Annotated in this window: 17 protein-coding genes; 11 read left to right on the top strand and 6 right to left on the bottom strand. The window is 61.2% G+C overall.

Translation table 11 applies throughout. The features are described 5' to 3' along the window. Window positions 1-90: 90 nt before the first annotated feature. The 3 genes from HBN98_RS14555 to HBN98_RS14545 form a co-directional block, all read right to left on the bottom strand. Window positions 91-3,765, bottom strand: a complete 3,675-nt coding sequence (locus tag HBN98_RS14555) for a translocation/assembly module TamB domain-containing protein (RefSeq protein WP_083366327.1) — start codon at window positions 3,763-3,765, stop codon at window positions 91-93. After that, on the bottom strand, window positions 3,762-5,489 hold the full coding sequence (locus tag HBN98_RS14550; RefSeq protein ID WP_064586971.1) for an autotransporter assembly complex protein TamA: 1,728 nt from the start codon (window positions 5,487-5,489) through the stop codon (window positions 3,762-3,764). The genes HBN98_RS14555 and HBN98_RS14550 overlap by 4 nt, the downstream gene beginning before the upstream one ends. Before the next feature lie 66 nt (window positions 5,490-5,555). After that, window positions 5,556-6,206 carry a GNAT family N-acetyltransferase gene (locus HBN98_RS14545; protein ID WP_083366328.1) on the bottom strand — a complete coding sequence of 217 codons (651 nt, stop codon included), beginning with the start codon at window positions 6,204-6,206 and terminating at the stop codon, window positions 5,556-5,558. Between the two features lie 302 nt (window positions 6,207-6,508). On the opposite strand from HBN98_RS14545, the gene xthA reads away from it, so the two are divergent. Together xthA and HBN98_RS14535 are read left to right on the top strand one after the other, a co-directional pair. After that, on the top strand, window positions 6,509-7,321 hold the full coding sequence (xthA, locus tag HBN98_RS14540) for an exodeoxyribonuclease III (RefSeq protein WP_064586969.1): 813 nt from the start codon (window positions 6,509-6,511) through the stop codon (window positions 7,319-7,321). Window positions 7,322-7,483: 162 nt separating this feature from the next. Then, on the top strand, window positions 7,484-8,818 hold the full coding sequence (locus tag HBN98_RS14535; protein ID WP_083366329.1) for a substrate-binding domain-containing protein: 1,335 nt from the start codon (window positions 7,484-7,486) through the stop codon (window positions 8,816-8,818). A 184-nt stretch (window positions 8,819-9,002) separates the two neighbouring features. Here HBN98_RS14535 and HBN98_RS14530 read toward each other — a convergent pair whose 3' ends face one another. Next, window positions 9,003-10,232, bottom strand: coding sequence for an acyl-CoA dehydrogenase (locus HBN98_RS14530; RefSeq protein ID WP_083366330.1), 1,230 nt, complete (start codon window positions 10,230-10,232; stop codon window positions 9,003-9,005). 157 nt (window positions 10,233-10,389) lie between these two features. Here HBN98_RS14530 and HBN98_RS14525 point away from each other — a divergent pair, with 157 nt between their 5' ends. From HBN98_RS14525 to HBN98_RS14515, 3 genes are all read left to right on the top strand, one after another. After that, the gene (locus HBN98_RS14525; protein WP_064586966.1) at window positions 10,390-11,325 is read left to right on the top strand and encodes a LysR family transcriptional regulator; all 936 of its coding nucleotides are present in this window, start codon (window positions 10,390-10,392) and stop codon (window positions 11,323-11,325) included. 151 nt (window positions 11,326-11,476) lie between these two features. Continuing rightward, window positions 11,477-11,878 (top strand): MerR family transcriptional regulator, encoded by a 402-nt coding sequence (locus HBN98_RS14520; RefSeq protein ID WP_064586965.1) that lies wholly within the window; start codon window positions 11,477-11,479, stop codon window positions 11,876-11,878. A gap of 148 nt (window positions 11,879-12,026) precedes the next feature. After that, entirely contained in the window at window positions 12,027-12,926 is a 900-nt protein-coding gene (locus tag HBN98_RS14515; RefSeq protein ID WP_083366331.1) for a hydroxymethylglutaryl-CoA lyase, read from the top strand. Window positions 12,927-13,554: 628 nt separating this feature from the next. Here HBN98_RS14515 and HBN98_RS14510 read toward each other — a convergent pair. After that, window positions 13,555-15,249 carry an AMP-binding protein gene (locus tag HBN98_RS14510; protein WP_083366332.1) on the bottom strand — a complete coding sequence of 565 codons (1,695 nt, stop codon included), beginning with the start codon at window positions 15,247-15,249 and terminating at the stop codon, window positions 13,555-13,557. A 359-nt stretch (window positions 15,250-15,608) separates the two neighbouring features. On the opposite strand from HBN98_RS14510, the gene HBN98_RS14505 reads away from it, so the two are divergent. The 4 genes from HBN98_RS14505 to HBN98_RS14490 are packed head-to-tail and all read left to right on the top strand — an operon-like array spanning window position 15,609 to window position 21,170. Beyond that, window positions 15,609-16,772, top strand: coding sequence for an isovaleryl-CoA dehydrogenase (locus tag HBN98_RS14505; RefSeq protein WP_064586962.1), 1,164 nt, complete (start codon window positions 15,609-15,611; stop codon window positions 16,770-16,772). Window positions 16,773-16,784: 12 nt separating this feature from the next. Next, the gene (locus HBN98_RS14500) at window positions 16,785-18,392 is read left to right on the top strand and encodes a carboxyl transferase domain-containing protein (protein ID WP_083366333.1); all 1,608 of its coding nucleotides are present in this window, start codon (window positions 16,785-16,787) and stop codon (window positions 18,390-18,392) included. 13 nt (window positions 18,393-18,405) lie between these two features. Continuing rightward, window positions 18,406-19,221, top strand: coding sequence for a gamma-carboxygeranoyl-CoA hydratase (locus HBN98_RS14495; protein WP_083366334.1), 816 nt, complete (start codon window positions 18,406-18,408; stop codon window positions 19,219-19,221). Then, a complete protein-coding gene (locus tag HBN98_RS14490) occupies window positions 19,221-21,170 on the top strand; it encodes an acetyl-CoA carboxylase biotin carboxylase subunit (protein ID WP_083366335.1) in 1,950 nt (649 codons plus the stop codon). Before HBN98_RS14495 ends, HBN98_RS14490 begins: the two co-directional genes overlap by 1 nt. Before the next feature lie 40 nt (window positions 21,171-21,210). Here the strand turns inward: HBN98_RS14490 and HBN98_RS14485 are convergent, their stop codons facing one another. Then, on the bottom strand, window positions 21,211-21,870 hold the full coding sequence (locus tag HBN98_RS14485; RefSeq protein ID WP_064586958.1) for a LexA family protein: 660 nt from the start codon (window positions 21,868-21,870) through the stop codon (window positions 21,211-21,213). A gap of 130 nt (window positions 21,871-22,000) precedes the next feature. Here HBN98_RS14485 and HBN98_RS14480 point away from each other — a divergent pair, with 130 nt between their 5' ends. Together HBN98_RS14480 and HBN98_RS14475 are read left to right on the top strand one after the other, a co-directional pair. Further along, window positions 22,001-22,339 carry a DUF6124 family protein gene (locus HBN98_RS14480; protein ID WP_083366336.1) on the top strand — a complete coding sequence of 113 codons (339 nt, stop codon included), beginning with the start codon at window positions 22,001-22,003 and terminating at the stop codon, window positions 22,337-22,339. 482 nt (window positions 22,340-22,821) lie between these two features. Then, entirely contained in the window at window positions 22,822-23,973 is a 1,152-nt protein-coding gene (locus HBN98_RS14475) for a M14 family metallopeptidase (protein ID WP_083366337.1), read from the top strand. Window positions 23,974-24,007 lie beyond the last annotated feature (34 nt).

Here is a 24,007-nt window from a genome sequence, read left to right as displayed (position 1 = left end):
CCAACCGCGCAGCGCTTGAACTGCGATGAGTCTAATTCATTCAGGAAAAGCCGGATCGCGGCGGTGCGGTCCGGCTATTGATGGCGCGACCTAGAAATCGCGCTTGTAGAAGATATCCAGCGAACTCGCCACGCCACTGGCCGCTTCGACATACACCTTCTTGCTCAGCTTGTAACGCAGCGCGATGGTGTTGGCCGGTTCAAACACGCCGACGCCATAACGCAAGCTGAGCTTCTCGGAAATGTTGCCGCTGGCGACCACGCTGGTGGTGTTGCCGCTGCCCTGGGTGTCGAGCTGGAAGTCCTGAATCCCCAGGTCCTTGGCCAGACCGCTGGTCACTCCGGAACTGCCCATCAGGCCCAGCCCCAATGCCGCTTGCGCGAGCATGTTGTTGTCTTCGCCGTTGGTGCTCAGCGGACGCCCCAGCACCAGATAGGACAACGCCTGCTCCTGACTCATGGCCGGCTCGGAGAAGATCTGCGTGGTCGGCTGCTCGGCGCTGCCGCTCAGGCGAATACCGGCGATCACGTCATCCGTCTGGCGAATCGCTTCGATGTCCAGGTACGGCTGATCGATGGGGCCGGCAAACAACAGGCGTGCCCGGCGCACGTTCAGGCGCTGGCCATAGGCGCGGTATCGGCCGTCGTTGAGCCACAGCTCACCGCGGGTGTCGAGGTTGTCGCCGATGTGCACGTGGCCTTGCAGGTTGGCGGTCAGGCCGAAGCCGGCGAAACTCAGTTTGTCTTCACCGACCACCACGTCGATGTCCATTTTCATGGCCATCGGCGGTTTACCCTCTTCGGTCTGCGCGCCGACGATGATCGTGTCGTCGGAGACTTTTACCGTCGATGGCGGCAGTTCGCGCACGGTGATTTCGCCTCGCGGCACCTGCACCTTGCCGGCAATCTTCAGTTCATCGCCGGCCATGGAAATCTTCAGGTCCGGCGCCACTTCGAGTTTGGCGTATGGCTCGACAGTGACTGGCAGTTGCGTGCCCTTGAGCGCCAAATCAACTATCAGCGCCTGCCCCCAGGCGACATTGCCGTTGAGGCTGCCCTGGCCGGTCTGGCCGCTTTTCCAGCCGCCGTCCAGCCGTACCGATTCCCCGGCAATCACCGCTTGCAGTTGCAGGTCCTTGAGCTCCATCGGCAGCTCGGCGCCGGACACTTCCCCGTCACTGAGTTTGACCGTGCCATTGATCAGCGGCGCCAGCAGCCCGCCGGAAATCGTGCCACTGCCGTTCAGGCGCCCGGTGAGTTTTTCGACCATCGGCACAAACGGCCGCGCCACCGACAGGTCCAGGCCGCTGAGGCGGAACGAGCCGTTCAACGGTTTGTTTTTCGGCAGCGGATTGAGCTGCGCCTGCACCATCAGTTCGCCGAGTTTGCCGCCGACGAAGTTGAGGTCGGTGTCGATGCGCTTCGGTGTGAGTTTGCTGGTGAGTTTCAGGGTCTGGTACGGGAAATCCAGCCACTGATCCTTTTCCTTCATGCGCAAGGTGCCGCCGCTGGCGTCGATGCTGACCACGCCGTTGGGGCCGCTGGCCGGCAAGTCCAGTTGCAGGTCGGCGTTGAGCTTGCCCTGCCAGGCGAAATCCTTCGGCAACCATTGCGCAAGGCTTTCAATCGGGAATTGCTTGAGGTGGTAGCGCAGTTTCGGCTCAGGCAGCAGCCGCTGGTCTTCACCGCACAGGCTGGCGTTGCCGGACATCCAGCAATGCGCGCCGAAGTTGATCTTGCCGTCGGCCAGGCGTTCGAGTTTGGCCGGGCTCTGCAGTTTCCAGTCCTGACCGCCGGCCTGAATGTCGCCGCTGGCCAGACGTCCGCGCCAATTGCCCTTGTCCAGATTGCCATCCAGACCGAGGGCCAATTTCAGCTTCGGCCCGAGCAGATCGAGGTTGAGTTTCTGGCTCTTGATGTCGCCCTGAGCGCTGGCGGTCAACACGCCCAGAGAGGTATCGCCGGCCTGAATCCCGCTGCCCTTCAGATCGATCTTCGCTCGTTGCGCACTGTCGAGGCTGGCATCGAGGTTGAGGCTTTGCAGGCGATTATCCTGGAACGCCAGTTGCGAACCTTGCAGGCCGAGTTTGCCTTGCGGCGCCTTCAACGTACCGGCGACGTTGACCTGACCATTGATCTGCCCGCGCAGCTGCGGCCAGAGCTGGGCCAGACGCGCCAGCTTGATGTCGATCTGGCCGCTGAGTTTCTGTTGCAGGCTGCCCTTGCCGCTGATGCTGTTGTCGCCGAGGCGGATTTGCAGGGCGTTGAGGTTCCACTGTTCCCCGGCGCCGTCAGCCTTGGCTTGCAGCACCGCCGGTTGCCCGCGCAGCTTGCCTTTGAGGTCGAGGTCGGCAGTCAGACTCAGGCGCTCGTTCTTCATCTCGCCTTTACTTTTCAGCGGCCCGGCCAAAGTGCCCGGCAACTCCGCGACCCAGTACGCCGGGTTCAGCGCCGACAGCTCCAGCGCGGTGTCCCAGGCGATGCCGTCGGCGAACTGTACGTTCACATGGCCTTCAGCCTTGCCCTGCCCGGCTTGCATTTTCAGTTGCGGCAAGGCGATTTGTTTCAGGCTGCCGCTGAACGGGCTGCTCAGGCTGAACGCCCCCGCCGGACCATCGAGGTCGGCGGCGAAGTTACCGAGGTATTGACCGTCGGTGTAGGAGACTTCGCCGGTGAAGGTGCGCAAGGCGACTTGTGGCTCGTCGATTTCGTTATAGAGCCGGTGCCACGGGAAATCCTGCCAGTTGATGTTGGCTTGCGCGGTGAGGCCTTTGCTCCAGTCGACGCTGCCGGTGAGTTTGAGGCTTTGCTTGTCGTTGGCCGTCAGGTCGAGGCCGGCGATCTGCGCGCCACGGGCGTCAACCTTGCCTTTGAGCAGCAGCGCCACCGGGCCCTTATCGGCGGGCAGCGTGGCGTTGCCGTCTAACAGATAACCATTTTTCAGGTCGCCGGCGGCGGTCAATACCAGTTGATTGAATTGCAGGGTGTCCGGCAGATCGGCACTCGGCTTGAACGCGTCCGAGGTGATGCGCACCTTGGCCGGCAGGTTTTCCGCCAATGGCTGCAGCTCGCCGCTCAACTGGCCGTCGAGGTAGCCATGGCTGTCGGCGTGCAGGTTGAGGGTTTTCAGCAGATCGCCGTCCACCTTCAACGCCAGCGTCCAGGGGCTGGTGCCCACCGACGGCAGGGTCAGGTCGCCGGCAATGTTCAGCGGCCAGTTGCCGGTCGGTTGCAGCAGGCCGGAGAGGTTCAGGCTGAGATCGTCGCGCTGCAGTTTCACGCTGTCGATCTGCATGCCCTGGGCGGTCCAGTGCGCCGCCAGTTGCAGGCCCTTGAGCTGCTCGCTGCCGTTGAACAGCAGACTGCCGACTTGCACATCGCCCAGCTCGATCGCCACCGGCAGTTGCAGGTCCGGCAGTTTGATCGGGCCGCTTTCAGTGGTTTCTTCACTCGGCGGGAATTGCAGGACGACCTGATCAGCCTTGAGCTGTTCGATGCACAAGGTCATGCGGGTCAAACACAGCGGCGACCAGGCGAAGATCGGCTGGCTCAGCTCGACCCGGCTGCTGTCCTGCTGCCACAGCAGATGATCGGCGCTCCACTGCCCGCCGAGGCGACCCTGGAAATTCTCCACGCTCAAGCCCGGCACCAGGCCCAGCGCCCAACGGCTGCCCGCCTGCGTTCCGAGGACCGCGCTGATGCTCAATACCAGCAACAGCACCAGCGCCAACAACGCCAGTGCAGCCATTTTCAAACCACGCTTCACAGCTCAGGCCCCATGGAAAAGTGCAGCCGGATGCCGCCATCGTCGTCCAGCGCGTGGGCCAGGTCGAGGCGGATCGGCCCCACCGGCGAGACCCAGCGCACACCGATACCGACCCCGGTCTTGAGGTTCGGCAGTTCAAGTTTGTTGAAGGAGTTGCCTTGGTCGACAAACGTCGCGATCCGCCATTTCTCGGCAATCGAATATTGATACTCGACGCTGCCGGCCACCATGTAGCGCCCGCCGATGCGGTCGCCCTTGTCGTTTTCCGGCGACAGGCTCTGGTAGTCGTAACCGCGCACGCTCTGATCGCCACCGGCGAAGAAGCGCAGCGACGGCGGCACCGAGTTGTAACCGTTGGTGGCGCTGCCGCCGACCTGCACCCGACCGAGGAAGCGGTGGTTGTCGAATACGGTGGTCAGGCCTTTGATCAGCGCCGTGCCGTATAAAAGGTTGTTGTCCGAGCCGAGACCTTCCTTCGCCACCTTGCTTTCAAAGGTCAGGCGATAGCCGTTGTGCGGGTCGATGCGGTTGTCGCTTTTCAGGTACGAATAGCTGATGCCGGGCATCAACAAGGTGCTGAGGCCGGAGTCGTCGCCGAGCTGGTATTCCTCACGCTGCCATTTCAGCGAGATCACCCGTTGCCAGCCGCTGGGCAACTTGCTGTGCCATTCAGGGCCGAACGTCAGCAGCTTGCTCAGGGTGTCGGAGCCGTCGATGTCTTCGTATTGATAACCACCGGCCCAGCGCAGTTTGTCGGTCAGCGGCGGGTCGAGCGGGATGTCATAGAACAGCCCGACGTTCTGCCGAGGCGCCGACAGCTCGGCTTCCCAGCCGTAGCTGTCGCCCTGCGGGTTGACCCAGTGGCGAGTCCAGTTGGCCTTGATCCGTGGGCCGACGTCGGTGGAATAACCGAGGCCCAGCCCCATGGTGCGCGGCTTGCGCGTGTCGAGTTTGACCTCCACCGGAATCACGTCGTTCTTCGCCGCCGTCGGCGCGGCATCGACGCGCACGCCTTCGAAGTAGCCGCTCGATTGCAGGTCGCGGTTGAGTTCGGCGATCAGCTCGGAGTCATACGGGTCGCCGGCCTTGAACGGCACCATGCGTTGCAGCAGGTCTTCGTCGAACGGCGTATCGCCCTCGAAACTGACTTTGCCCAGCGCATAACGCGGGCCGCTTTCGTAGATCAATTCAACATCGGCCACCCCGGCGCGCGGGTCGACCAGGAGTTTCTGGCTGGTGAACCGACCGCTGAAAAAGCCGAAGCGTGAGGCCTGGTTCTGGATCAGGCGTTTGGCGTCTTCATAACGCCCATGGTTGAGCACGGCGCCGGACTTGAGCGTGTCACTGCTCGGCACACGAAAGGATTTGAGGGAGGCAGCAGGCCCGTCGACGCGGATGGTGACGTTGCGCAGACGAATGGGTTCTCCGGGATCGATGTTCAGCACCAGGCGTGGTTTTTCGCCGCCCTTCACATCACTGTCGATCTGCGGCTGGTAGTAGCCCAAGGCCTGCGCGGCTTTGCGCGCCTGCTCTTCGGCGCCGCGACTGAAGCGTAACAAAGCTTGTTCGTCACGATCGCCGAGGCTGCCGATATAGCCTTCTATATTAGCCTTGAGTTCGTCGTTGGACGGTTTGATCCGCACGTCCAATTCACTTTGCGCCAGCGCCGCGCAGCTGGTTAACAGCATGAGCACGCCACTGGTAAATCTTCCTGGAAACTTCATAGGCGCGGATGCTATCACGGGCTTGGGAGCGTGATAGAACAGGAAATTTCCCAAAAAGTTCTATGGCTAAGCCGTTGCAGTTTGTAACACCTGCGGATTGGCGTGGAAAAACACGTGCTCGCGCACCGGTCCGACGGCGACTTCGCCGATCTCTTCGTAGCCCTGGCGTTTATAGAATTCCAGGTAACGCGGGTTGCCGGTGTCGAGCACCACGCCTTGCGAGGTTTCGTCCACCGCGCACCAGTTGTGCACCGCCGTCAGCAACTGCTCGCCGAAGTGTTTGCCCTGAAACTGCGGATGAATCCCCAGCAGCGGCAGCATGTGCACCGAATCGCTGGGCACGCAGGCGGCCACCGCATCGTGGTATTCCAGATAACGCCGGGTGCAACGGAAACCGGTGCTGAGCACCATGCGCAGGCGCCATGCCCAGCTTTCGGTGATCCCAAAACGACGCTGCGGCGGCGCGATCAGGGCGATGCCGATCAGCCGGTCGTTGACCAACAGGCCGATGGCCGGCTGATCCTGCAGGAAGTGCTGCTTGACCAGTTCGCGCACTGTCGCCCGCACGCGCTGCTCATAGCCGGGCCGCTCGGCCTCGAACAGGTAACCGAAGGTCGGCTCGTGGCGATAGGCCTGATACAGCAGCGATCGGGCTTCGCGCGAGTAACCGCGGTCGAGCATGTGGATGTCGGCGATGGCAGTCTGGGTTTCAGGCATGACGGTGATTCTCCCCGAGGCGCGGGCAAAGGGCCGCGCTCTTTTGGTACGAACTTTTTACGGGTGGCGCAGTTCCCCACAGGTATAGACCAAGCCAGGCTCTTCATCGACCGGGCGGCCGTCAATCGCGAGCAGGCTCACTCCTACAGGGGAACGCATTCCAAATTGTAGGAGTGAGCCTGCTCGCGATGGCGTCAGCTCGGGCAACCCACATCCCACAGATGAAAATGATTTCTCCCACCCCACACTGGCCCCCATCCCACATGTCAGCTAGCATCGCCCTTTTGCCAGGACTGCCACCCATGAAGATCGTTTCCTTCAACATCAACGGACTGCGCGCCCGTCCGCATCAGCTGGCAGCGCTGATTGAAAAGCATCAGCCGGACGTGATCGGCTTGCAGGAAACCAAGGTTCACGACGACCAGTTCCCGCTGGAAGAAGTCCGTGCGCTGGGCTATCACGTTTATTTTCACGGCCAGAAAGGCCATTACGGCGTCGCCCTGCTTTCGCGCAATGAGCCGATCGCCATTCACAAAGGCTTCGCCACCGATGAAGAAGACGCCCAGCGCCGCTTCATCTGGGGCACCTTCGCCGACGCCAATGGCGTGCCGGTGACCATCATGAACGGCTATTTCCCGCAGGGCGAAAGCCGCGACCACCCGACCAAGTTCCCGGCCAAGCAACGCTTTTACAGCGACCTGCAGACTTTGCTGGAAAGCCAGTTCCACAACGAACAACCGCTGGTGGTGATGGGCGATGTGAACATCTCCCCGGAAGACAGCGACATCGGCATCGGCCCGGACAACATGAAACGCTGGCTGAAAACCGGCAAATGCAGCTTCCTGCCGGAAGAACGCGAGTGGATGGCCCGCCTGAAGAACTGGGGCCTGACCGACAGCTTCCGCCACCTGAACCCGGACGTGACCGACCGGTTCAGCTGGTTCGACTACCGCAGCCGTGGGTTTGAAGACGAACCGAAGCGTGGCCTGCGCATCGACGTGATCCTCGCCTCCCATGGCTTGTTGCCTCGGGTGAAGGACGCGGGCGTGGACTATGAACTGCGCGGCATGGAAAAACCGTCGGATCATGCGCCGATCTGGCTGGAACTGGCCTGATATCCGTCAAGATCAAAAGATCGCAGCCTGCGGCAGCTCCTACATTGGAACGCGTTTCCCTGTAGGAGCTGCCGCAGGCTGCGATCTTTTGATCTGTCATGTTTTGGTCATGCGCCTGACTTAATCTCCCCGGCAATCCCCTTGGCTTGATTCGGTGCCGGCATGACCCTGCGTGTTCTGTTCGTCTTTGCGTTGAGTGCATGGCTGTCGGTGTCTGCCGCTGCCCTGCCCATCCCTGAAAACGGCCCGGCATTGCGCATTCAGGGCTCCAACACCATCGGTGCCGATCTCGGCCCGGCACTGGTCGAAGGCTTCCTGCAGGAACAGGGCCTGCTGAAGATCCACCGCGAAAACCCCGACAGCGCCAACGAACAACACATCGTCAGCCAGACCGCACAAGGCAAACGGGTCGTGGTGGAAGTCGCCGCCCACGGCTCCAGCACCGGTTTCAGCGCACTGAAAAACGCCAGTGCCGACCTCGCCGCCGCCTCCCGCCCGATCAAGGACGGCGAGTTGCTCAGTCTGCAAGCGCTCGGCGACATGAAGAGTCCTGAGGCCGAGCAAGTCATTGCCATCGATGGCCTGGCGATCATCCTGCACCCCGACAATCCGCTGCAGCGACTGGACACCGAACAACTGGCGCGGATCTTCGCCGGTGAGGTGAAAACCTGGGAGGACCTCGGCGGTCGCGGCGGTGCGATTCATTTATATGCGCGGGATGATCAGTCCGGCACCTACGACACGTTCAAGGAGCTGGTGCTGTCTCGTCGTGGGAAAAGTCTGAGCCCAACCGCGAAACGGTTTGAATCCAGTGAGCAATTGTCCGACGCCGTGAGCAGCGATCGGCAAGGCATCGGTTTCATCGGCCTGCCCTATGTGCGCCAGGCCAAAGCCGTGGCCATCGCTGACGGCGCGTCGCAATCGATGTTGCCGCTCAACAGCCTGATCGCGACGGAAGATTATCCGCTGTCCCGACGGCTGTTCTTTTATCTACCGCCCACCAGCCAGAATCCTTGGGCATCAGCGCTGGTGGCGTTTGCGCAAAGTCCACAAGGCCAGAAGATTGTCGCGGCCAACGGTTTCATCAGCCAGACCGTGCATGCGATGACCGTCACGCCGAATGCGCTGATGCCCGAGGGTTATCAATCCCTCAGCCGTCACGCCCAGCGTCTGACGGTGAACTTCCGCTTCGAAGAAGGCAGCGCCAGCCTGGATAACAAGGCACGACAGGATCTGGCGCGGGTGTTCGACTATATAAAGCGCCACGGCAAGACCGAGCGCGCGGTGACGCTGGTGGGCTTTGGCGACGAGAAAGATGATCCGGCACGGGCCGACCTGCTGTCCAAGTTACGGGCCATGGCGGTGCGGCGCGAGCTGGTGAAGAACGGCGTAGTGTTGCGCGAGGTGCGCGGGTTTGGTGCGCTGATGCCGGTGGCGACCAACAGCGGGGATGAAGGCAGGATCAAAAATCGACGGGTTGAGGTGTGGGTTTACTGAAACTTCCAGACTGAACTGCTGTTGTGGCGAGGGAGCTTGCTCCCGCTGGGCTGCGGAGCGGCCCTAAACTACACAACCCGGGATCAACAGCAATACCGGGTTGTCAGGATTTACGACTGCTGCGCAGCCGAGCGGGAGCAAGCTCCCTCGCCACAGTCAGCGTTCAAAGTAAATCTGTGTGAAATCAGCGCTCGCTACGCAGCATCTCTTTCGGCACATACTTGCCGATCTCGAACTTGCCGATCGCCGCGCGGTGCACTTCGTCCGGACCGTCGGCCAGGCGCAGGGTGCGTTGCATGGCGTACATGTAGGCCAGCGGGAAGTCGTTCGAGACCCCGGCCCCGCCGTGCATCTGGATCGCCCGGTCGATCACCCGCAGGGCGACATTCGGTGCGACGACCTTGATCTGCGCGATCTCGCTCTTCGCCACTTTGTTGTCCACGGTGTCCATCATGTACGCCGCTTTCAGGGTCAGCAGACGCGCCATGTCGATTTCCATGCGCGAGTCGGCAATCTTGTCGACGTTACCGCCCAGACGCGCCAGCGGTTTGCCAAATGCGGTGCGACTCACCGAACGTTTGCACATCAATTCCAGTGCCCGCTCGGCCATGCCGATCGAACGCATGCAGTGGTGAATCCGCCCCGGACCCAAGCGACCTTGGGCGATCTCGAAACCGCGGCCCTCGCCCAGCAGGACGTTTTCGTATGGCACCCGCACATTCTCGAACAACACTTCAGCGTGACCGTGCGGGGCGTCGTCGTAACCGAACACTGGCAATGGACGGACGATTTTCACCCCTGGGGTGTCGACCGGCACGAGGATCATCGAGTGCTGCGCGTGGCGCGGTGCGTCGGGGTTGCTCAGGCCCATGAAGATGAGGATCTTGCAGCGCGGATCGCACGCGCCGGACGTCCACCATTTCTTGCCGTTGATCACCCACTCGTCGCCGTCACGCACGGCGCGGGCGGCCATGTTGGTGGCGTCGGACGAGGCCACGTCCGGTTCGGTCATGGCGAACGCCGAGCGGATCTCGCCACGCAGCAACGGTTCGAGCCAGCGCTGTTTCTGTTCTTCGCTGGCGTAGCGCACCAGCACTTCCATGTTGCCGGTGTCCGGTGCCGAGCAGTTGAACGGCTCTGGCCCGAGCAACGAGCGGCCCATGATTTCCGCCAGCGGCGCGTATTCGAGATTGGTCAGCCCGGCACCGAGCTCCGATTCCGGCAGGAACAGATTCCACAGACCTTCGACCTTGGCCTTGGCCTTGAGCTCTTCCATGATCGCGGTCGGCTGCCAGCGATCGCCCTCGGCAACCTGGCGTTCGAACACGGCTTCGGCCGGGTAAACGTAAGTGTCCATGAACGCGGTCACGCGCTCACGCAGTTCTTGCACCTTGGGCGAATAAGCGAAATCCATGAGCAATTACCTTCTTTCGGCAGAGGTTGTTCAGATCATGCAATCGATGCTAGAACAGCGCTGATAATTTACCTAGCCTATTCTCGGCGTGTATAAACATTCATCACCGATATATGATCCGCTGATCGTCAGCCCTTAGAACAAGAGAAGCCGCGTTATGAATCTGAGCAAGGTCGACCTCAACCTTTTCATTGTCTTCGACGCGATCTATACCGAAGCCAACCTGACCCGCGCCGGGCAGATTGTCGGCATCACCCAGCCGGCAGTGTCCAACGCGCTGGCGCGGTTGCGTGAGACCTTCAACGATCCGCTGTTCGTGCGCACCGCCCAGGGCATGGTGCCGACGCCGATGGCGCAGAACATCATCGGCCCGGTGCGCAACGCGCTGTCGCTGCTGCGGGTGTCGGTGCAGGAAAGCCGGATCTTCAACCCGGCCCAGGCGGTCAAGACCTATCGCATCAGCATGACCGACCTCACGGAAGCGGTGATTCTGCCGCCGCTGTTCCAGCGTTTGCGGCGTCTGGCGCCGACGGTGATCATCGAAAGCTTCCTGTCCAAACGCCGCGAGACCACCAAGGAACTGGCCGCCGGACGCCTGGATTTCGCCGTCGATGCGCCGCTCAACACCGATCCGCAGGTGCGTCACGTCAAGCTGATGGAAGACCGTTACGTCTGCGCGATGCGCAAGGGCCATCCGCTGGCGGGCAAGGAAAAACTCAGCCTCGACGATTACCTGGCGCTGACCCACATCCACATCTCCAGCCGCCGCAGCGGTCTGGGTTACGTGGATCTGTCCCTGGGCAAAATGGGTATCCAGCGCAAGATCGCCCTGCGCTCGCAGCATTACCTGATGGCGTCCCAGGTTATGCAGCAGACCGACATGGTGATGACGGTGCCCGAGCGTTTTGCCCGGCGTAACGATTTGCATGCGTTCAACCTGCCGGTCAACGACGTGCCGCCGCTGGAGACTCACCTGTACTGGCACGAAAGCACCGACCAGGACCCGGCCAACCGCTGGATGCGCGAGCAGATCATCGAGTTGTGCCAGCAGGTGGCGGCGCAGGAGAAGAAACTCGATAAGCAGGTGGTTTGAGGAAAGATCAAAAGATCGCAGCCTTCGGCGGCGCCTACAATTGGAATGCATTTTCCTGCAGGCGCTGCCGAAGGCTGCGATCTTTTTCTTGCTTGACGTAAACGTCAACCTGCCATTAGCTTAGCGCCAAGACCTTTTTTCGAGCGCTTTCATGAGCAGCCAGACCTACAGCATTTCCGACCTCGCGCGCGAGCTGGACATCACCACCCGGGCGATCCGCTTTTATGAAGAGCAAGGCCTGCTCAGCCCCGAACGCCGTGGCCAGGAACGCATCTACTCACCGCGCGACAAGGTCAGCCTGAAGCTGATCCTGCGCGGCAAACGCATCGGTTTCTCGCTGGCCGAATGCCGCGAATTGATCGAACTCTACGACCCGTCCAGCGGTAACACCAAACAGCTCAACAGCATGCTGGCGAAAATCAGCGAGCGCCGCGAACAGCTCGAGCAGCAGTTGCTCGACATCGAACAGATGAAACTGGAACTCGATACCGCTGAAGAGCGCTGCGTGCAGGCGTTGGAACAGACGCTCAAGGGTCAGCAGGCGGTTCAGTAACAACCCCATTCCCTGTGGGAGCGAGCCTGCTCGCGAATGCAATTTGTCATTCGACATCTATGGTGATTGACCCGGCGCATTCGCGAGCAGGCTCGCTCCCACAGGGGGATATCCGCAGATTTCAGATACCTACAACAGGTCAACCGCCATGTCCCTCCCCTCCCAAGTACGCCTGATCGAAGTCGGCCCGCGCGATGGCCTGCAGAACGAAGCCCAGCCGATCAGCGTGGCTGACAAGGTGCAACTGGTCGACGCCCTGAGCGCCGCTGGTTTGGGTTACATCGAAGTCGGCAGTTTCGTTTCACCCAAATGGGTGCCGCAGATGGCCGGTTCGGCCGAGGTGTTCGCGCAAATCCAGCGCAAGCCCGGCGTGACCTACGGTGCACTGGCGCCAAACCTGCGCGGTTTTGAAGATGCGGTGGCGGCCGGCGTGAAGGAAGTCGCGGTGTTCGCCGCCGCGTCCGAAGCGTTCTCGCAGCGCAACATCAACTGTTCGATCAGCGAAAGCCTGGCGCGTTTCGCACCGATGATGGAAGCCGCGAAGCAACATGGCGTTACCGTGCGCGGTTACGTGTCCTGCGTGCTCGGCTGCCCGTATGAAGGCACGGTCGCCCCGGAGCAAGTGGCGCTGGTCGCCCGCGAGCTGTACGCGATGGGCTGCTACGAGGTGTCCCTGGGCGACACCATCGGCACCGGCACCGCTGGCGCGACGCGGCGGCTGTTCGAGGTGGTGTCGGCACAAGTGCCGCGGGACAAACTCGCCGGGCACTTCCACGACACCTACGGCCAGGCGATGGCCAACATCTATGCCAGTCTGCTGGAAGGCATCGCGGTGTTCGACAGCTCTATCGCAGGCCTCGGCGGCTGCCCGTACGCCAAAGGCGCGAGCGGTAACGTCGCCACCGAAGACGTCGTGTACCTGCTCAACGGCTTGGGCATCGAGACCGGTATCGACCTGGACGCCTTGATTGCCGCGGGTCAGCAGATCAGCGCGGTGCTTGGTCGGCCGAGCGGTTCGCGTGTGGCCAAGACCCGTAACGCCCAGTGAGGGCGAAGGTGTTACCGCTGTGTCCGAAACGTGGGCATAGACGAGTAACACGGAAACAAATTGTCTGGTTTGCCCTGAAGGAAAAATCCTTCAAAAAACCCAAACCATTGATTTACAAAGGTTTTAAAAAGTTGGCATGGCTTCTGCTATCTCTATGGCATAACAAGAATAAAAAGCAGCAAACCAATAAAAATAAGACGTACCGACTCTGACATAACAAAAACAACACGGCAGAGACGCAGCTAACAGATTTTTTTGGAGAAGGTGTGCTTTTCAGGGTGCTCTCAGGAGTGACCCGCAACCGGGCAGAGAACAATAAAACTACCTTCAGGTAGCTCCCGAATCGGTTGGATCGTTTAGCGAGAAAGCAGATCAGCGCTCAAAAAAATACGTTTGCTCTTGACCCCGGATGGGGGTCGCCAAAAACAGCGGTAAAGGGCCACGGTTGCCAAAAACAACAACAGACCGCCCCTCAATAATAAGAAAGAGCACGCGACGACAAGATTAAAGGGGAGCTTCGGCTCCCCTTTGTGCTTTCTGTGATTTGTGTTTTTAAAAGATCGCAGCCTTCGGCAGCTCCTACACCGATTCCCTGTAGGAGCTGCCGAAGGCTGCGATCTTTTGATCTTCAATGTAGCGCCTTCAGCTCCTCGATGCTGATCTCACGCATCCGGAATTTCTGAATCTTGCCCGTCACCGTCATCGGAAACTCTTCGACGAACTTGAAGTAACGCGGCGTCTTGAAGTGCGCGATGCGTTCCTTGCACCACGCTTGCAGCTCTTGTTCGGTGGCCTTGTGGCCGGGGTGGAATTTGATCCAGGCGACGATCTCCTCGCCGTAACGCGAACAGGGAATGCCGATCACTTGCACGTCGGCCACCGCCGGATGAGTGAAGAAGAACTCTTCCAGCTCACGCGGGTAAATGTTCTCGCCCCCCCGGATGATCATGTCCTTGTTGCGCCCGGCGATGTTCACGTAACCCTCATCGTTCATGCTCGCCAGGTCACCGGTGTGCATCCAGCCAGCCTCATCGATGGCCTCGGCGGTGGCCTGCGGGTTGTTCCAGTAACCGAGCATCACGCTGTAACCGCGGGTGCACAACTCGCCGATGGTGCCGCGCGGCACCAGGTTGCCGGCCGCGTCGATGATCTTGCTTTCCAGTTGCGGCTGGGTGCGGCCGACGGTGGTCACGCGCAGTTCCAGGTCGTCGTTTGGCCCGGTCTGCAGCGACACCGGACTGGTCTCGGTCATGCCGTAGGCAATCTGCACTTCACTCATGTGCATCTCGCTAATAACCCGGCGCATCACCTCGATCGGGCAGGTGGCACCGGCCATGATTCCGGTGCGCAGGCTCGACAGATCGAATTCGGCGCGCAGGGGTTGATCGAGCATGGCGATGAACATGGTCGGTACGCCATAGAGGCCCGTGGCCTGTTCTTCGGCGACGGTTTGCAGGGTCAGCAGCGGGTCGAACGCGTCATTGGGGTAGATCATGGTGCTGGCGTGGGTGATGCAGCCGAGGTTGCCCATGACCATGCCGAAGCAGTGATACAGCGGCACCGGGATCACCAGACGGTCGCTCGGGGTCAGGCCGATGCTTGCGCCGACCATGTAACCGTTGTTGAGGATGTTGTAGTGACTGAGGGTCGCGCCCTTGGGGAAACCGGTGGTGCCGGAGGTGTACTGGATGTTCACCGGTTGGTCGAAGTGCAGGCTGTCACTGCGTTCGCGCAACTGTGTCGCTGAGACTTCGGCGGCGAGGTCCGCCAGTTGCGACCACGGCAGGAAGCCTGACGGTGGCTGTGCGTCGAGGCTGATCACCCCGCGCAAGTCCGGCAGGCGCTCACTACGCAACTGGCCGATGGATTGCTGCGCCAGTTCCGGCAGCAGCCCCTGCAGCATGCTGTGGTAGTTCGAGGACTTGAACGCCCCGGCGCACACCAGCCACTGACAGCCGGACTGCTTGAGCACGTATTCCAGTTCGGAGCTGCGGTAGGCCGGGTTAATGTTGACCAGGATCACGCCGATCTTCGCCGTGGCGATTTGCGTGATGCACCACTGCGCACAGTTCGGCGCCCAAATGCCGAGCCGGTCCCCCGCCTGCAAACCCAACGCCAGCAAGGCTTTGGCGTGCAGATCCACCGCGTCGGCCAGTTGCCGCCAGGAATAGCGCAACTGCTGATGACGCACCACCAGCGCCTCGCCGTCCGGGTGTCGCGCCACCGTCTGGTCGAACTGCTGCCCGATGGTCAGCGCCAGCAAGGCCTGGTCCTGAGAACCACGGGTGTAGCTGCGTTGCGGATTTGCACTGGGTTGATCCATGACGACCCCTATTGTCTTTATTAGTGGGTTTACCGGAGCTCACTTTTTTGCGGGTGGCCTTTGTGGCGAGGGGATTTATCCCCGATGGTGTGCGAAGCGCACCCTCAGTTTTTCCTGTTGAACCGCATTCACAGGTTTTGGGTCGGCTTCGCCAACCATCGGGGATAAATCCCCTCACCACAGAGGATCACTTCCACAAAAGTCTGTCCGCTTTCAATCTTGAACTGCCCCTACTCTCGCTCAAGTTGACGTTAACGTAAAGGGTGATTGACAGCCATCCAGCGCAAGCTTACGTTAACGTAAAGGTGAGAGCCGTTCGACCGCCCTCCCCACCCTACAAAAAAGCCAAAAGGTGACCCATGAGCTACCCATCCCTGAACTTCGCCCTCGGTGAAACCATCGACATGCTGCGCGATCATGTTCAGTCCTTCGTCGCCGATCAGATCGCCCCACGTGCCGCGCAGATCGACCACGACAACCTGTTCCCGGCGGACATGTGGCGCAAATTCGGCGACATGGGCCTGCTCGGTATCACCGTGCCGGAGGAGTACGGCGGTGCGGGCCTGGGTTATCTGGCGCACGTGGTGGCGATGGAAGAAATCAGCCGCGGGTCGGCCTCGGTGGCGCTGTCCTACGGCGCGCACTCCAACCTCTGCGTCAACCAGATCAACCGCAACGGCAACCACGAACAGAAATCCAAATACCTGCCGAAGCTGATCAGCGGCGAACACGTCGGCGCCCTCGCCATGAGCGAGCCGAACGCCGGTTCCGACGTGGTCTCGATGAAACTGCGTGCCGACAAGCGCGGCGATCGTTTCGTGCTCAACGGCAGCAAGACCTGGATCACCAACGGCCCTGACGCCAACACCTACGTGATCTACGCCAAGACCGATCTGGAAAAAGGTCCGCACGGCATCACCGCGTTCATCGTCGAGCGCGACTGGAAAGGCTTCAGCCGCAGCAACAAGTTCGACAAGCTCGGCATGCGTGGCTCCAACACCTGCGAGCTGTTTTTCGATGACGTCGAAGTGCCGGAAGAAAACATCCTCGGCGTGCTCAATGGCGGCGTGAAAGTGCTGATGAGCGGCCTCGATTACGAACGCGTGGTGCTGTCCGGCGGCCCGACCGGGATCATGCAGTCGTGCATGGACCTGATCGTGCCGTACATCCACGACCGCAAGCAGTTTGGCCAGAGCATCGGCGAATTCCAGCTGATCCAGGGCAAAGTCGCCGACATGTACACCCAGCTCAACGCCAGCCGCGCCTACCTGTATGCGGTGGCCCAGGCTTGCGAACGCGGCGAAACCACCCGTAAAGACGCCGCCGGGGTGATCCTCTACACCGCCGAACGCGCCACGCAAATGGCCCTCGACGCGATCCAGATTCTCGGCGGCAACGGTTACATCAACGAATTCCCGGCCGGGCGCCTGCTGCGTGACGCCAAGCTGTACGAAATCGGCGCCGGCACCAGTGAGATCCGCCGCATGCTGATCGGCCGTGAACTGTTCAACGAAACCCGCTAAACGGAGCTGCACATGGCTATTCTGCACACTCAGCTCAATCCCCGTTCAGCGGAGTTCGCCGCCAACAGCGCAGCGATGCTCGAGCAGGTCGACGCCCTGCACACCCTGCTCGCCCAAGTGGCGCGCGGTGGCGGCGAAAAAGCCCAGGAACGGCACACGTCGCGAGGCAAACTGCTGCCCCGCGAGCGGATCAATCGTTTGCTCGATCCCGGCTCACCGTTTCTGGAAATCAGCCAGCTCGCCGCGCACGCGGTGTATGGCGAAGACGTACCGGCGGCGGGCGTGATTGCCGGGATCGGCCGGGTCGAAGGCGTCGAGTGCATGATTGTCGCCAACGACGCGACGGTGAAGGGTGGCTCGTACTACCCGCTGACCGTGAAAAAACACCTGCGCGCGCAGACCATCGCCCAGCAGAACCGCCTGCCGTGCATCTACCTGGTGGACTCGGGCGGCGCCAACCTGCCGCGTCAGGACGAGGTGTTTCCGGATCGCGAGCACTTCGGCCGGATCTTCTTCAACCAGGCCAACATGAGCGCGATGGGCATTCCGCAGATTGCCGTGGTCATGGGCTCCTGCACCGCGGGCGGTGCGTATGTGCCGGCAATGGCCGACGAAGCGATCATGGTGCGCAATCAGGCGACGATTTTCCTCGCCGGCCCACCGCTGGTGAAGGCTGCGACCGGTGAAGTGGTCAGCGCTGAAGACCTCGGTGGTGCCGATGTGCACTGCAAGATTTCCGGGGTGGCCGACCATTACGCCGAGAGCGACGAACACGCCCTCGCCCTCGCCCGCCGCAGCATCGCCAACCTCAACTGGCGCAAGCTCGGCGAAGTGCAACAGCGCACGCCGATTGCGCCGCTGTACGCCAGCGATGAGTTGTACGGTGTGGTTTCGGCCGACGCCAAGCAGCCGTTCGATGCGCGCGAAGTGATTGCGCGGCTGGTCGACGGCTCGGTGTTCGATGAATTCAAGGCACTGTTCGGCACCACGCTGGTGTGCGGCTTTGCTCACCTGCATGGCTACCCGATCGCGATCCTCGCCAACAACGGCATCCTCTTCGCCGAAGCCGCGCAAAAAGGCGCGCACTTCATCGAACTGGCCTGCCAGCGCGGTATTCCGCTGCTGTTCTTGCAGAACATCACTGGCTTCATGGTCGGCCAGAAATACGAGGCCGGCGGTATCGCCAAGCACGGCGCGAAGCTGGTGACGGCGGTGGCCTGCGCCAAGGTGCCGAAATTCACTGTGATCATCGGCGGCAGCTTCGGCGCCGGTAACTACGGCATGTGCGGGCGGGCCTACGATCCGCGCTTCCTGTGGATGTGGCCGAACGCGCGCATCGGCGTGATGGGCGCCGAACAGGCCGCCGGTGTGCTGGTGCAGGTCAAGCGTGAACAGGCTGAGCGCAGCGGCCAGGTTTTCAGCGCCGAGCAGGAAGCCGAGATCAAGCAACCGATCCTCGACCAGTACGAAGAGCAGGGTCATCCCTACTATTCCAGCGCACGGCTGTGGGACGACGGCGTCATCGACCCGGCGCAGACCCGTGATGTGCTGGCCCTGGCCTTGTCCGCGTCGTTGAACGCGCCTATCGAACCGAGCCGCTTCGGCGTGTTCCGGATGTGATCGGGAGAATCTCATGAGCGATTTCAACACCCTCGAACTGCAGAACGACCCACGGGGTTTCGCCACCCTGTGGCTCAACCGCGCCGAAAAGAACAACGCGTTCAACGCCGAGATGATCCGCGAGCTGATTCTGGCGCTGGACAAGGTCGCCAGCGACGCCAGCCTGCGGTTCCTGTTGGTGCGCGGGCGTGGCAGACACTTCAGCGCCGGCGCCGATCTGGCGTGGATGCAGCAATCGGCTGAGCTCGATTACCACACCAACCTCGATGACGCCCGCGAACTGGCGGAGCTGATGTACAACCTCGCCAAGCTGAAAATCCCGACCCTGGCCGTGGTGCAAGGTGCGGCGTTCGGTGGCGCGCTGGGGCTGATCAGTTGCTGTGACATGGCGATTGGCGCCGATGACGCGCAGTTCTGTCTGTCGGAAGTGCGCATCGGCCTGGCGCCGGCAGTGATCAGTCCGTTCGTGGTGCAGGCCATCGGCGAGCGTGCGGCACGTCGCTACGCGTTGACCGCCGAACGCTTCGGCGGGCAGCGGGCGCGGGAAATCGGCTTGTTGTCCGAGAGCTATCCGGTCGCCGAGCTTGATCAAGCCGTTGAGCAATGGATCGACAACCTGCTGCTCAACAGCCCGGCCGCGATGCGCGCCAGCAAAGATCTGCTGCGCGAAGTCGGTAACGGCGCACTGACCCCGGCCCTGCGCCGCTACACCGAAAACGCCATCGCGCGCATCCGCGTCAGCCCTGAAGGCCAGGAAGGTCTGCGGGCCTTTCTGCAGAAGCGTGCGCCGAACTGGCAAGCCGCAACCACCACCAAGGAGCCGCGTTGATGAGCGCACCTGTTCTCACCACCCTGCTGTTGGCCAACCGTGGCGAAATCGCTTGCCGGGTCATGCGTACCGCCAAGGCCTTGGGCCTGACCACCGTCGCCGTGCACAGCGCCACCGACCGCGAAGCGCGGCACAGCCGTGAAGCGGATATCCGCGTCGACCTGGGTGGCAGCAAAGCCGCCGACAGCTATCTGCAAATCGACAAACTGATCGCCGCAGCCAAGGCCAGCGGCGCGCAGGCGATTCACCCGGGTTATGGCTTTCTCTCGGAGAACGCCGGCTTCGCCCGCGCCATTGAACAGGCCGGGCTGATTTTCCTCGGCCCACCCGCTTCGGCCATCGACGCCATGGGCAGCAAGTCAGCGGCCAAGGCCTTGATGGAAACCGCCGGCGTGCCGCTGGTGCCGGGCTATCACGGCGAGGCGCAGGATCTGGAAACCTTCCGTGACGCGTGCGAGCGCATCGGCTATCCGGTGCTGCTCAAGGCCACGGCCGGTGGCGGTGGCAAAGGCATGAAAGTGGTCGAGGACGTCAGCCAGCTGGCTGAAGCCCTGGCCTCGGCCCAGCGTGAAGCGCAGTCGTCGTTCGGCGATTCGCGGATGCTGGTGGAGAAATACTTGCTCAAACCACGCCATGTGGAAATCCAGGTATTCGCCGACCAACACGGCAACTGCCTGTACCTCAACGAACGTGATTGCTCGATCCAGCGCCGCCACCAGAAAGTCGTCGAAGAAGCGCCGGCGCCGGGCCTGACGCCGGAACTGCGCCGCGCCATGGGCGAAGCGGCGGTGCGTTCGGCGCAGGCGATCGGTTATGTCGGCGCGGGCACCGTGGAGTTCCTGCTGGATGCGCGCGGCGAGTTCTTCTTCATGGAAATGAACACGCGCCTGCAGGTCGAGCACCCGGTGACCGAGGCAATCACCGGCCTCGATCTGGTGGCGTGGCAGATTCGTGTGGCGCGCGGTGAAGCGCTGCCGATCACCCAGGATCAGGTGCCGCTCAAAGGGCACGCAATTGAAGTGCGGCTATATGCCGAAGACCCGGCGAATGATTTCCTGCCCGCCACCGGGCGTCTGGATTTGTATCGCGAATCGGCTGAAGGACCCGGACGTCGGGTCGACAGCGGGGTTGAAGAAGGCGACGAGATCTCGCCGTTCTACGACCCGATGCTCGGCAAGCTGATCGCTTGGGGCGAAGATCGCGAGCAGGCGCGCCTGCGCCTGTTGAGCATGCTCGACGAGTTCGCGATAGGTGGCTTGAAGACCAACATCAACTTCCTGCGGCGGATCATCGCGCATCCGGCCTTTGCCGCTGCGGAGCTGGATACCGGATTTATTCCGCGTTATCAGGAACAACTGTTGCCGGCGCCGGGTGAATTGAGCGACGGGTTCTGGCAGGCCGCCGCGCAGGCCTTCGCGCAAAGTTTGCCGGGCGTGGTGCGCGCCGATGACTTGAGCTCGCCGTGGGCATCGAACAGTGGTTTGCGCGCAGGTCTGCCGGCGGAAATCACCTTGCACTTGAGCTGCGAAGGCCAGGATCGCGCGCTGACCCTGAGCACGGCCGACAATGCCAGACTGTCGGGCGAAGCCCTGGTGGTCGAGCACGACGGTGTGCGCCGAAGCCTGCGCGCCATTCGCCAGGGCGATTCACTGTATTTGCAATGGGATGGCGAGCTGCGCCGCATCGAGCCCTACGACCCGATCGGCGCCGTTGACGCCAGCCACAGTCACCAGGGCGGTCTGACGGCACCGATGAACGGCAGCATCGTGCGGGTGTTGGTGGAGGCCGGGCAATCGGTCGAGGCCGGCGCGCAACTGGTGGTGCTGGAGGCGATGAAGATGGAGCACAGCATCCGCGCACCCCACGCGGGCGTGATCAAGGCGCTGTATTGCCAGGAAGGCGAAATGGTCGGTGAAGGCAGCGCCTTGATTGAACTGGAAGCCGTGTAAGTGAAGGGATCGATCCTACGCCTGGCGAGGATCGATCCGACTAGAAACGCGCCGTTGCCTGAACCACCACGCCGATGATTCGACATTCGTCGGTGAACAGGGCTTTCGGCCAGGTCGGATTGAGCGGTACCAGGTAACGCTGGCCGCCCTCTTCGTCCAGTTTGCGAAAGATCGCCTCTTCGCTGTCCTGCCACTGGGCGATCACCAGTTTGCCCGGCACCGCTTCCACTTCCGGATCCACCAGGATCAGCATGCCTTCGGCAATGCTTTGACCGGTGGGCGCGGTCATCGAATCCCCCGCCACCGTCAGCCAGAACGCCGCACCACGGGCGTGATAATCCGTCAGTTCGAAGCGCTGCTTGTCCTTCGTCGGGGCATACGTTGTGGTTGCGCTCTCGCGCGTTTCGCATGACGTGCGCCAGTCACTGACCGGGTAACGGAAGTACGGGTTGTACTTCTGCGCCAGTGGCATCTCGTTATCCGCGGACTCCTGCGGTTCGCGGATCACCAGCACCACTTCCAGGAAGTCCATGCCCAGTGCCTGCAGCACGCGGTTCATTTGGGTAATGCCCGGCTCGCGACGTTTGTTCAGCCAATGGCCGATGCCGCCCTGGGACATGCCGACGCGCTCTCCGAGCTCTGTTTGAGTGACTTTGAGTTCACTCATCTTGGCCTTGACCAACTCAATCCATTTATCCATGTGGGGCACCTTACGTCGACGCCTTCGGCCGGCAAAACACATATTGTAGTATTTAAATTCTGGTCACAACTACGCATCGTACTATCCTGAAAGCACGGACTTTCAATCGAACAAGGAGTGACCCTTCACCATGAATATCAGCAGCAAAGACTTGCCCGATCTGCACATGGACACCACGTTCACCTCCCCGCAAGGCAACGCGGCAGCGCAGCGGGCACTGGACTATTACTTGAAACCAGCTGTGTCAGAAGCCGAAGTCGAAGAGCGTTTTTTCGAAGTTAAACGCCATCTCAGTGGCGAAGAAGCCCTGGTGCACGCGTCCGATCTGCTGCGCTGTGCAGCGGCGACCGCGTTCAAGGCAGCCGAAAACCTGCAAGGCGCGAGCCGCGACCTGGCCTTTTCGGTGGTGCATATGGTGGATATGGCGCGGGCGATGGTCGACCATTCAATCGATGGCGAACAGCTCTGACGCGCACGGGCAACAGACGGACAGGAAAGATTTTCCCCATCGCGCAGATAAAAACATTTGACTTGCAAATGATAATGATTATTATTGCAAGCAGCTGGTCGCGAGATCAGTCGATGGACCAGAGACCTTAGGTCGGTCTTCTGGACTATCTCCTCATCAGGCTAATCACGGTTTTTGACCCGGCATTTTTGCCGGGTCTTTTTTTGCCCGTTTTTCGGGCTTATGTCTTCAGGCTAATGAAGTCTTTGGGTGCTGCAAATTCGATGGCGCGGATAATATCAAAAGAATATCGCTTGGCAAGCGAAGCCCGGCCGCATTGGGGCAAACTTATGGCAATTAGCACTTGAGAATCAATTGCACAGTCTCTAAGCTGCTTGCGCGTCATGGAAGACGCCCCCCAGCGCAAGCCGCAATTTCCCTCGGTTTCAGCGCTGTCTTGCGTGTAAAGTAGCCGCCATAAAAATCATATTCAGGAAGCGATTATGACCGTGGCCAAATCTTCGTTCGACATCAGCGCCAACTTCGACAGCGGCAACATTCAAGTCATCGACATCTCCAATCCGCTCAACCCGGTTCTGGCCATTCGCCCGGACACCCGCAGCGCCCATTTCCAGTGGTTCCACTTCAAGGCCAGCGGCCTGCATGTTCATCAGGAACACTGGTTTCGCCTAGTCAACGCCAGCCAGTCCTCCTATAACAAAGCCTGGACCGGCTATCAGGCAGTTGCCTCCTACGACCACGTCAACTGGTTCCGCATTCCTACCAGTTTCGAAGGCGACAGCCTGCGCTTTTGCCTCGAAGCCGAGCAGACCCATGCCTGGTTCGCCTACTTCGAACCTTACAGCCGCGGTCGTCATGACTGGCTGATCGAGCAGGCGCTGACCAAGGCCGGCACCGAACTGCTGGCCACCGGCAAGAGCGTCGAGGGCCGAGACATTCAACTGCTGCGCAAGGGCAGCGGCGCCGAAGGCCAGCGCAAAGTCTGGATCATCGCTCAGCAGCACCCCGGCGAACACATGGCCGAATGGTACATGGAAGGCGTGATCGAGCGCCTGGAACGCCACGAAGACCCGGTGCTGAACAAACTGCTCGCCAGCGCCGACCTGTATCTGGTGCCGAACATGAACCCGGACGGCGCCTTCCACGGTCACCTGCGCACCAACGCCATGGGCCAGGACTTGAACCGCGCCTGGCAGAGCGCCAGTCAGGACGTCAGCCCTGAAGTACTTTTCGTGCAGCAGCAGATGGAAAAGTACGGCGTCGATCTGTTCCTCGACGTACACGGTGACGAGGAAATCCCCCACGTATTCACCGCCGGTTGCGAAGGCAACCCGGGGTACACGCCGCGCATCGAGAAGCTCGAAGAGCATTTCCGCACGCACCTCAAGCACACCACCAAAGACTTCCAGACCAAATACGGCTACACCCGTGACGAACCCGGTCAGGCCAACATGACCCTGGCCTGCAACGCAGTCGGTCAGAAATACGACTGCCTGTCACTGACCCTGGAAATGCCGTTCAAGGACCACGACGACCATCCCGACAAAGAAACAGGCTGGTCAGGCAAGCGCTCCAAACAGTTGGGCAAAGACGTGCTGACCACCATCGCCGACATGGTTGATACCCTGCGCTGATCCCTGCCCCGCAAGGCGACGGGTGGCCTTGGAA

Source organism: Pseudomonas koreensis (assembly GCF_012986595.1).
Lineage (GTDB): Bacteria > Pseudomonadota > Gammaproteobacteria > Pseudomonadales > Pseudomonadaceae > Aquipseudomonas > Aquipseudomonas koreensis.
This window is presented reverse-complemented; position numbering and strand designations above follow the sequence as displayed.

Coding starts and splice junctions, on each gene's coding strand:
- HBN98_RS14550 (WP_064586971.1), bottom strand. CDS start 5,489: ATGAAGTTTCCAGGAAGATTTACCAGTGGCGTGCTCATGCTGTTAACC.
- HBN98_RS14545 (WP_083366328.1), bottom strand. CDS start 6,206: ATGCCTGAAACCCAGACTGCCATCGCCGACATCCACATGCTCGACCGC.
- xthA (WP_064586969.1), top strand. CDS start 6,509: ATGAAGATCGTTTCCTTCAACATCAACGGACTGCGCGCCCGTCCGCAT.
- HBN98_RS14535 (WP_083366329.1), top strand. CDS start 7,484: ATGACCCTGCGTGTTCTGTTCGTCTTTGCGTTGAGTGCATGGCTGTCG.
- HBN98_RS14530 (WP_083366330.1), bottom strand. CDS start 10,232: ATGGATTTCGCTTATTCGCCCAAGGTGCAAGAACTGCGTGAGCGCGTG.
- HBN98_RS14525 (WP_064586966.1), top strand. CDS start 10,390: ATGAATCTGAGCAAGGTCGACCTCAACCTTTTCATTGTCTTCGACGCG.
- HBN98_RS14520 (WP_064586965.1), top strand. CDS start 11,477: ATGAGCAGCCAGACCTACAGCATTTCCGACCTCGCGCGCGAGCTGGAC.
- HBN98_RS14515 (WP_083366331.1), top strand. CDS start 12,027: ATGTCCCTCCCCTCCCAAGTACGCCTGATCGAAGTCGGCCCGCGCGAT.
- HBN98_RS14510 (WP_083366332.1), bottom strand. CDS start 15,249: ATGGATCAACCCAGTGCAAATCCGCAACGCAGCTACACCCGTGGTTCT.
- HBN98_RS14505 (WP_064586962.1), top strand. CDS start 15,609: ATGAGCTACCCATCCCTGAACTTCGCCCTCGGTGAAACCATCGACATG.
- HBN98_RS14500 (WP_083366333.1), top strand. CDS start 16,785: ATGGCTATTCTGCACACTCAGCTCAATCCCCGTTCAGCGGAGTTCGCC.
- HBN98_RS14495 (WP_083366334.1), top strand. CDS start 18,406: ATGAGCGATTTCAACACCCTCGAACTGCAGAACGACCCACGGGGTTTC.
- HBN98_RS14490 (WP_083366335.1), top strand. CDS start 19,221: ATGAGCGCACCTGTTCTCACCACCCTGCTGTTGGCCAACCGTGGCGAA.
- HBN98_RS14485 (WP_064586958.1), bottom strand. CDS start 21,870: ATGGATAAATGGATTGAGTTGGTCAAGGCCAAGATGAGTGAACTCAAA.
- HBN98_RS14480 (WP_083366336.1), top strand. CDS start 22,001: ATGAATATCAGCAGCAAAGACTTGCCCGATCTGCACATGGACACCACG.
- HBN98_RS14475 (WP_083366337.1), top strand. CDS start 22,822: ATGACCGTGGCCAAATCTTCGTTCGACATCAGCGCCAACTTCGACAGC.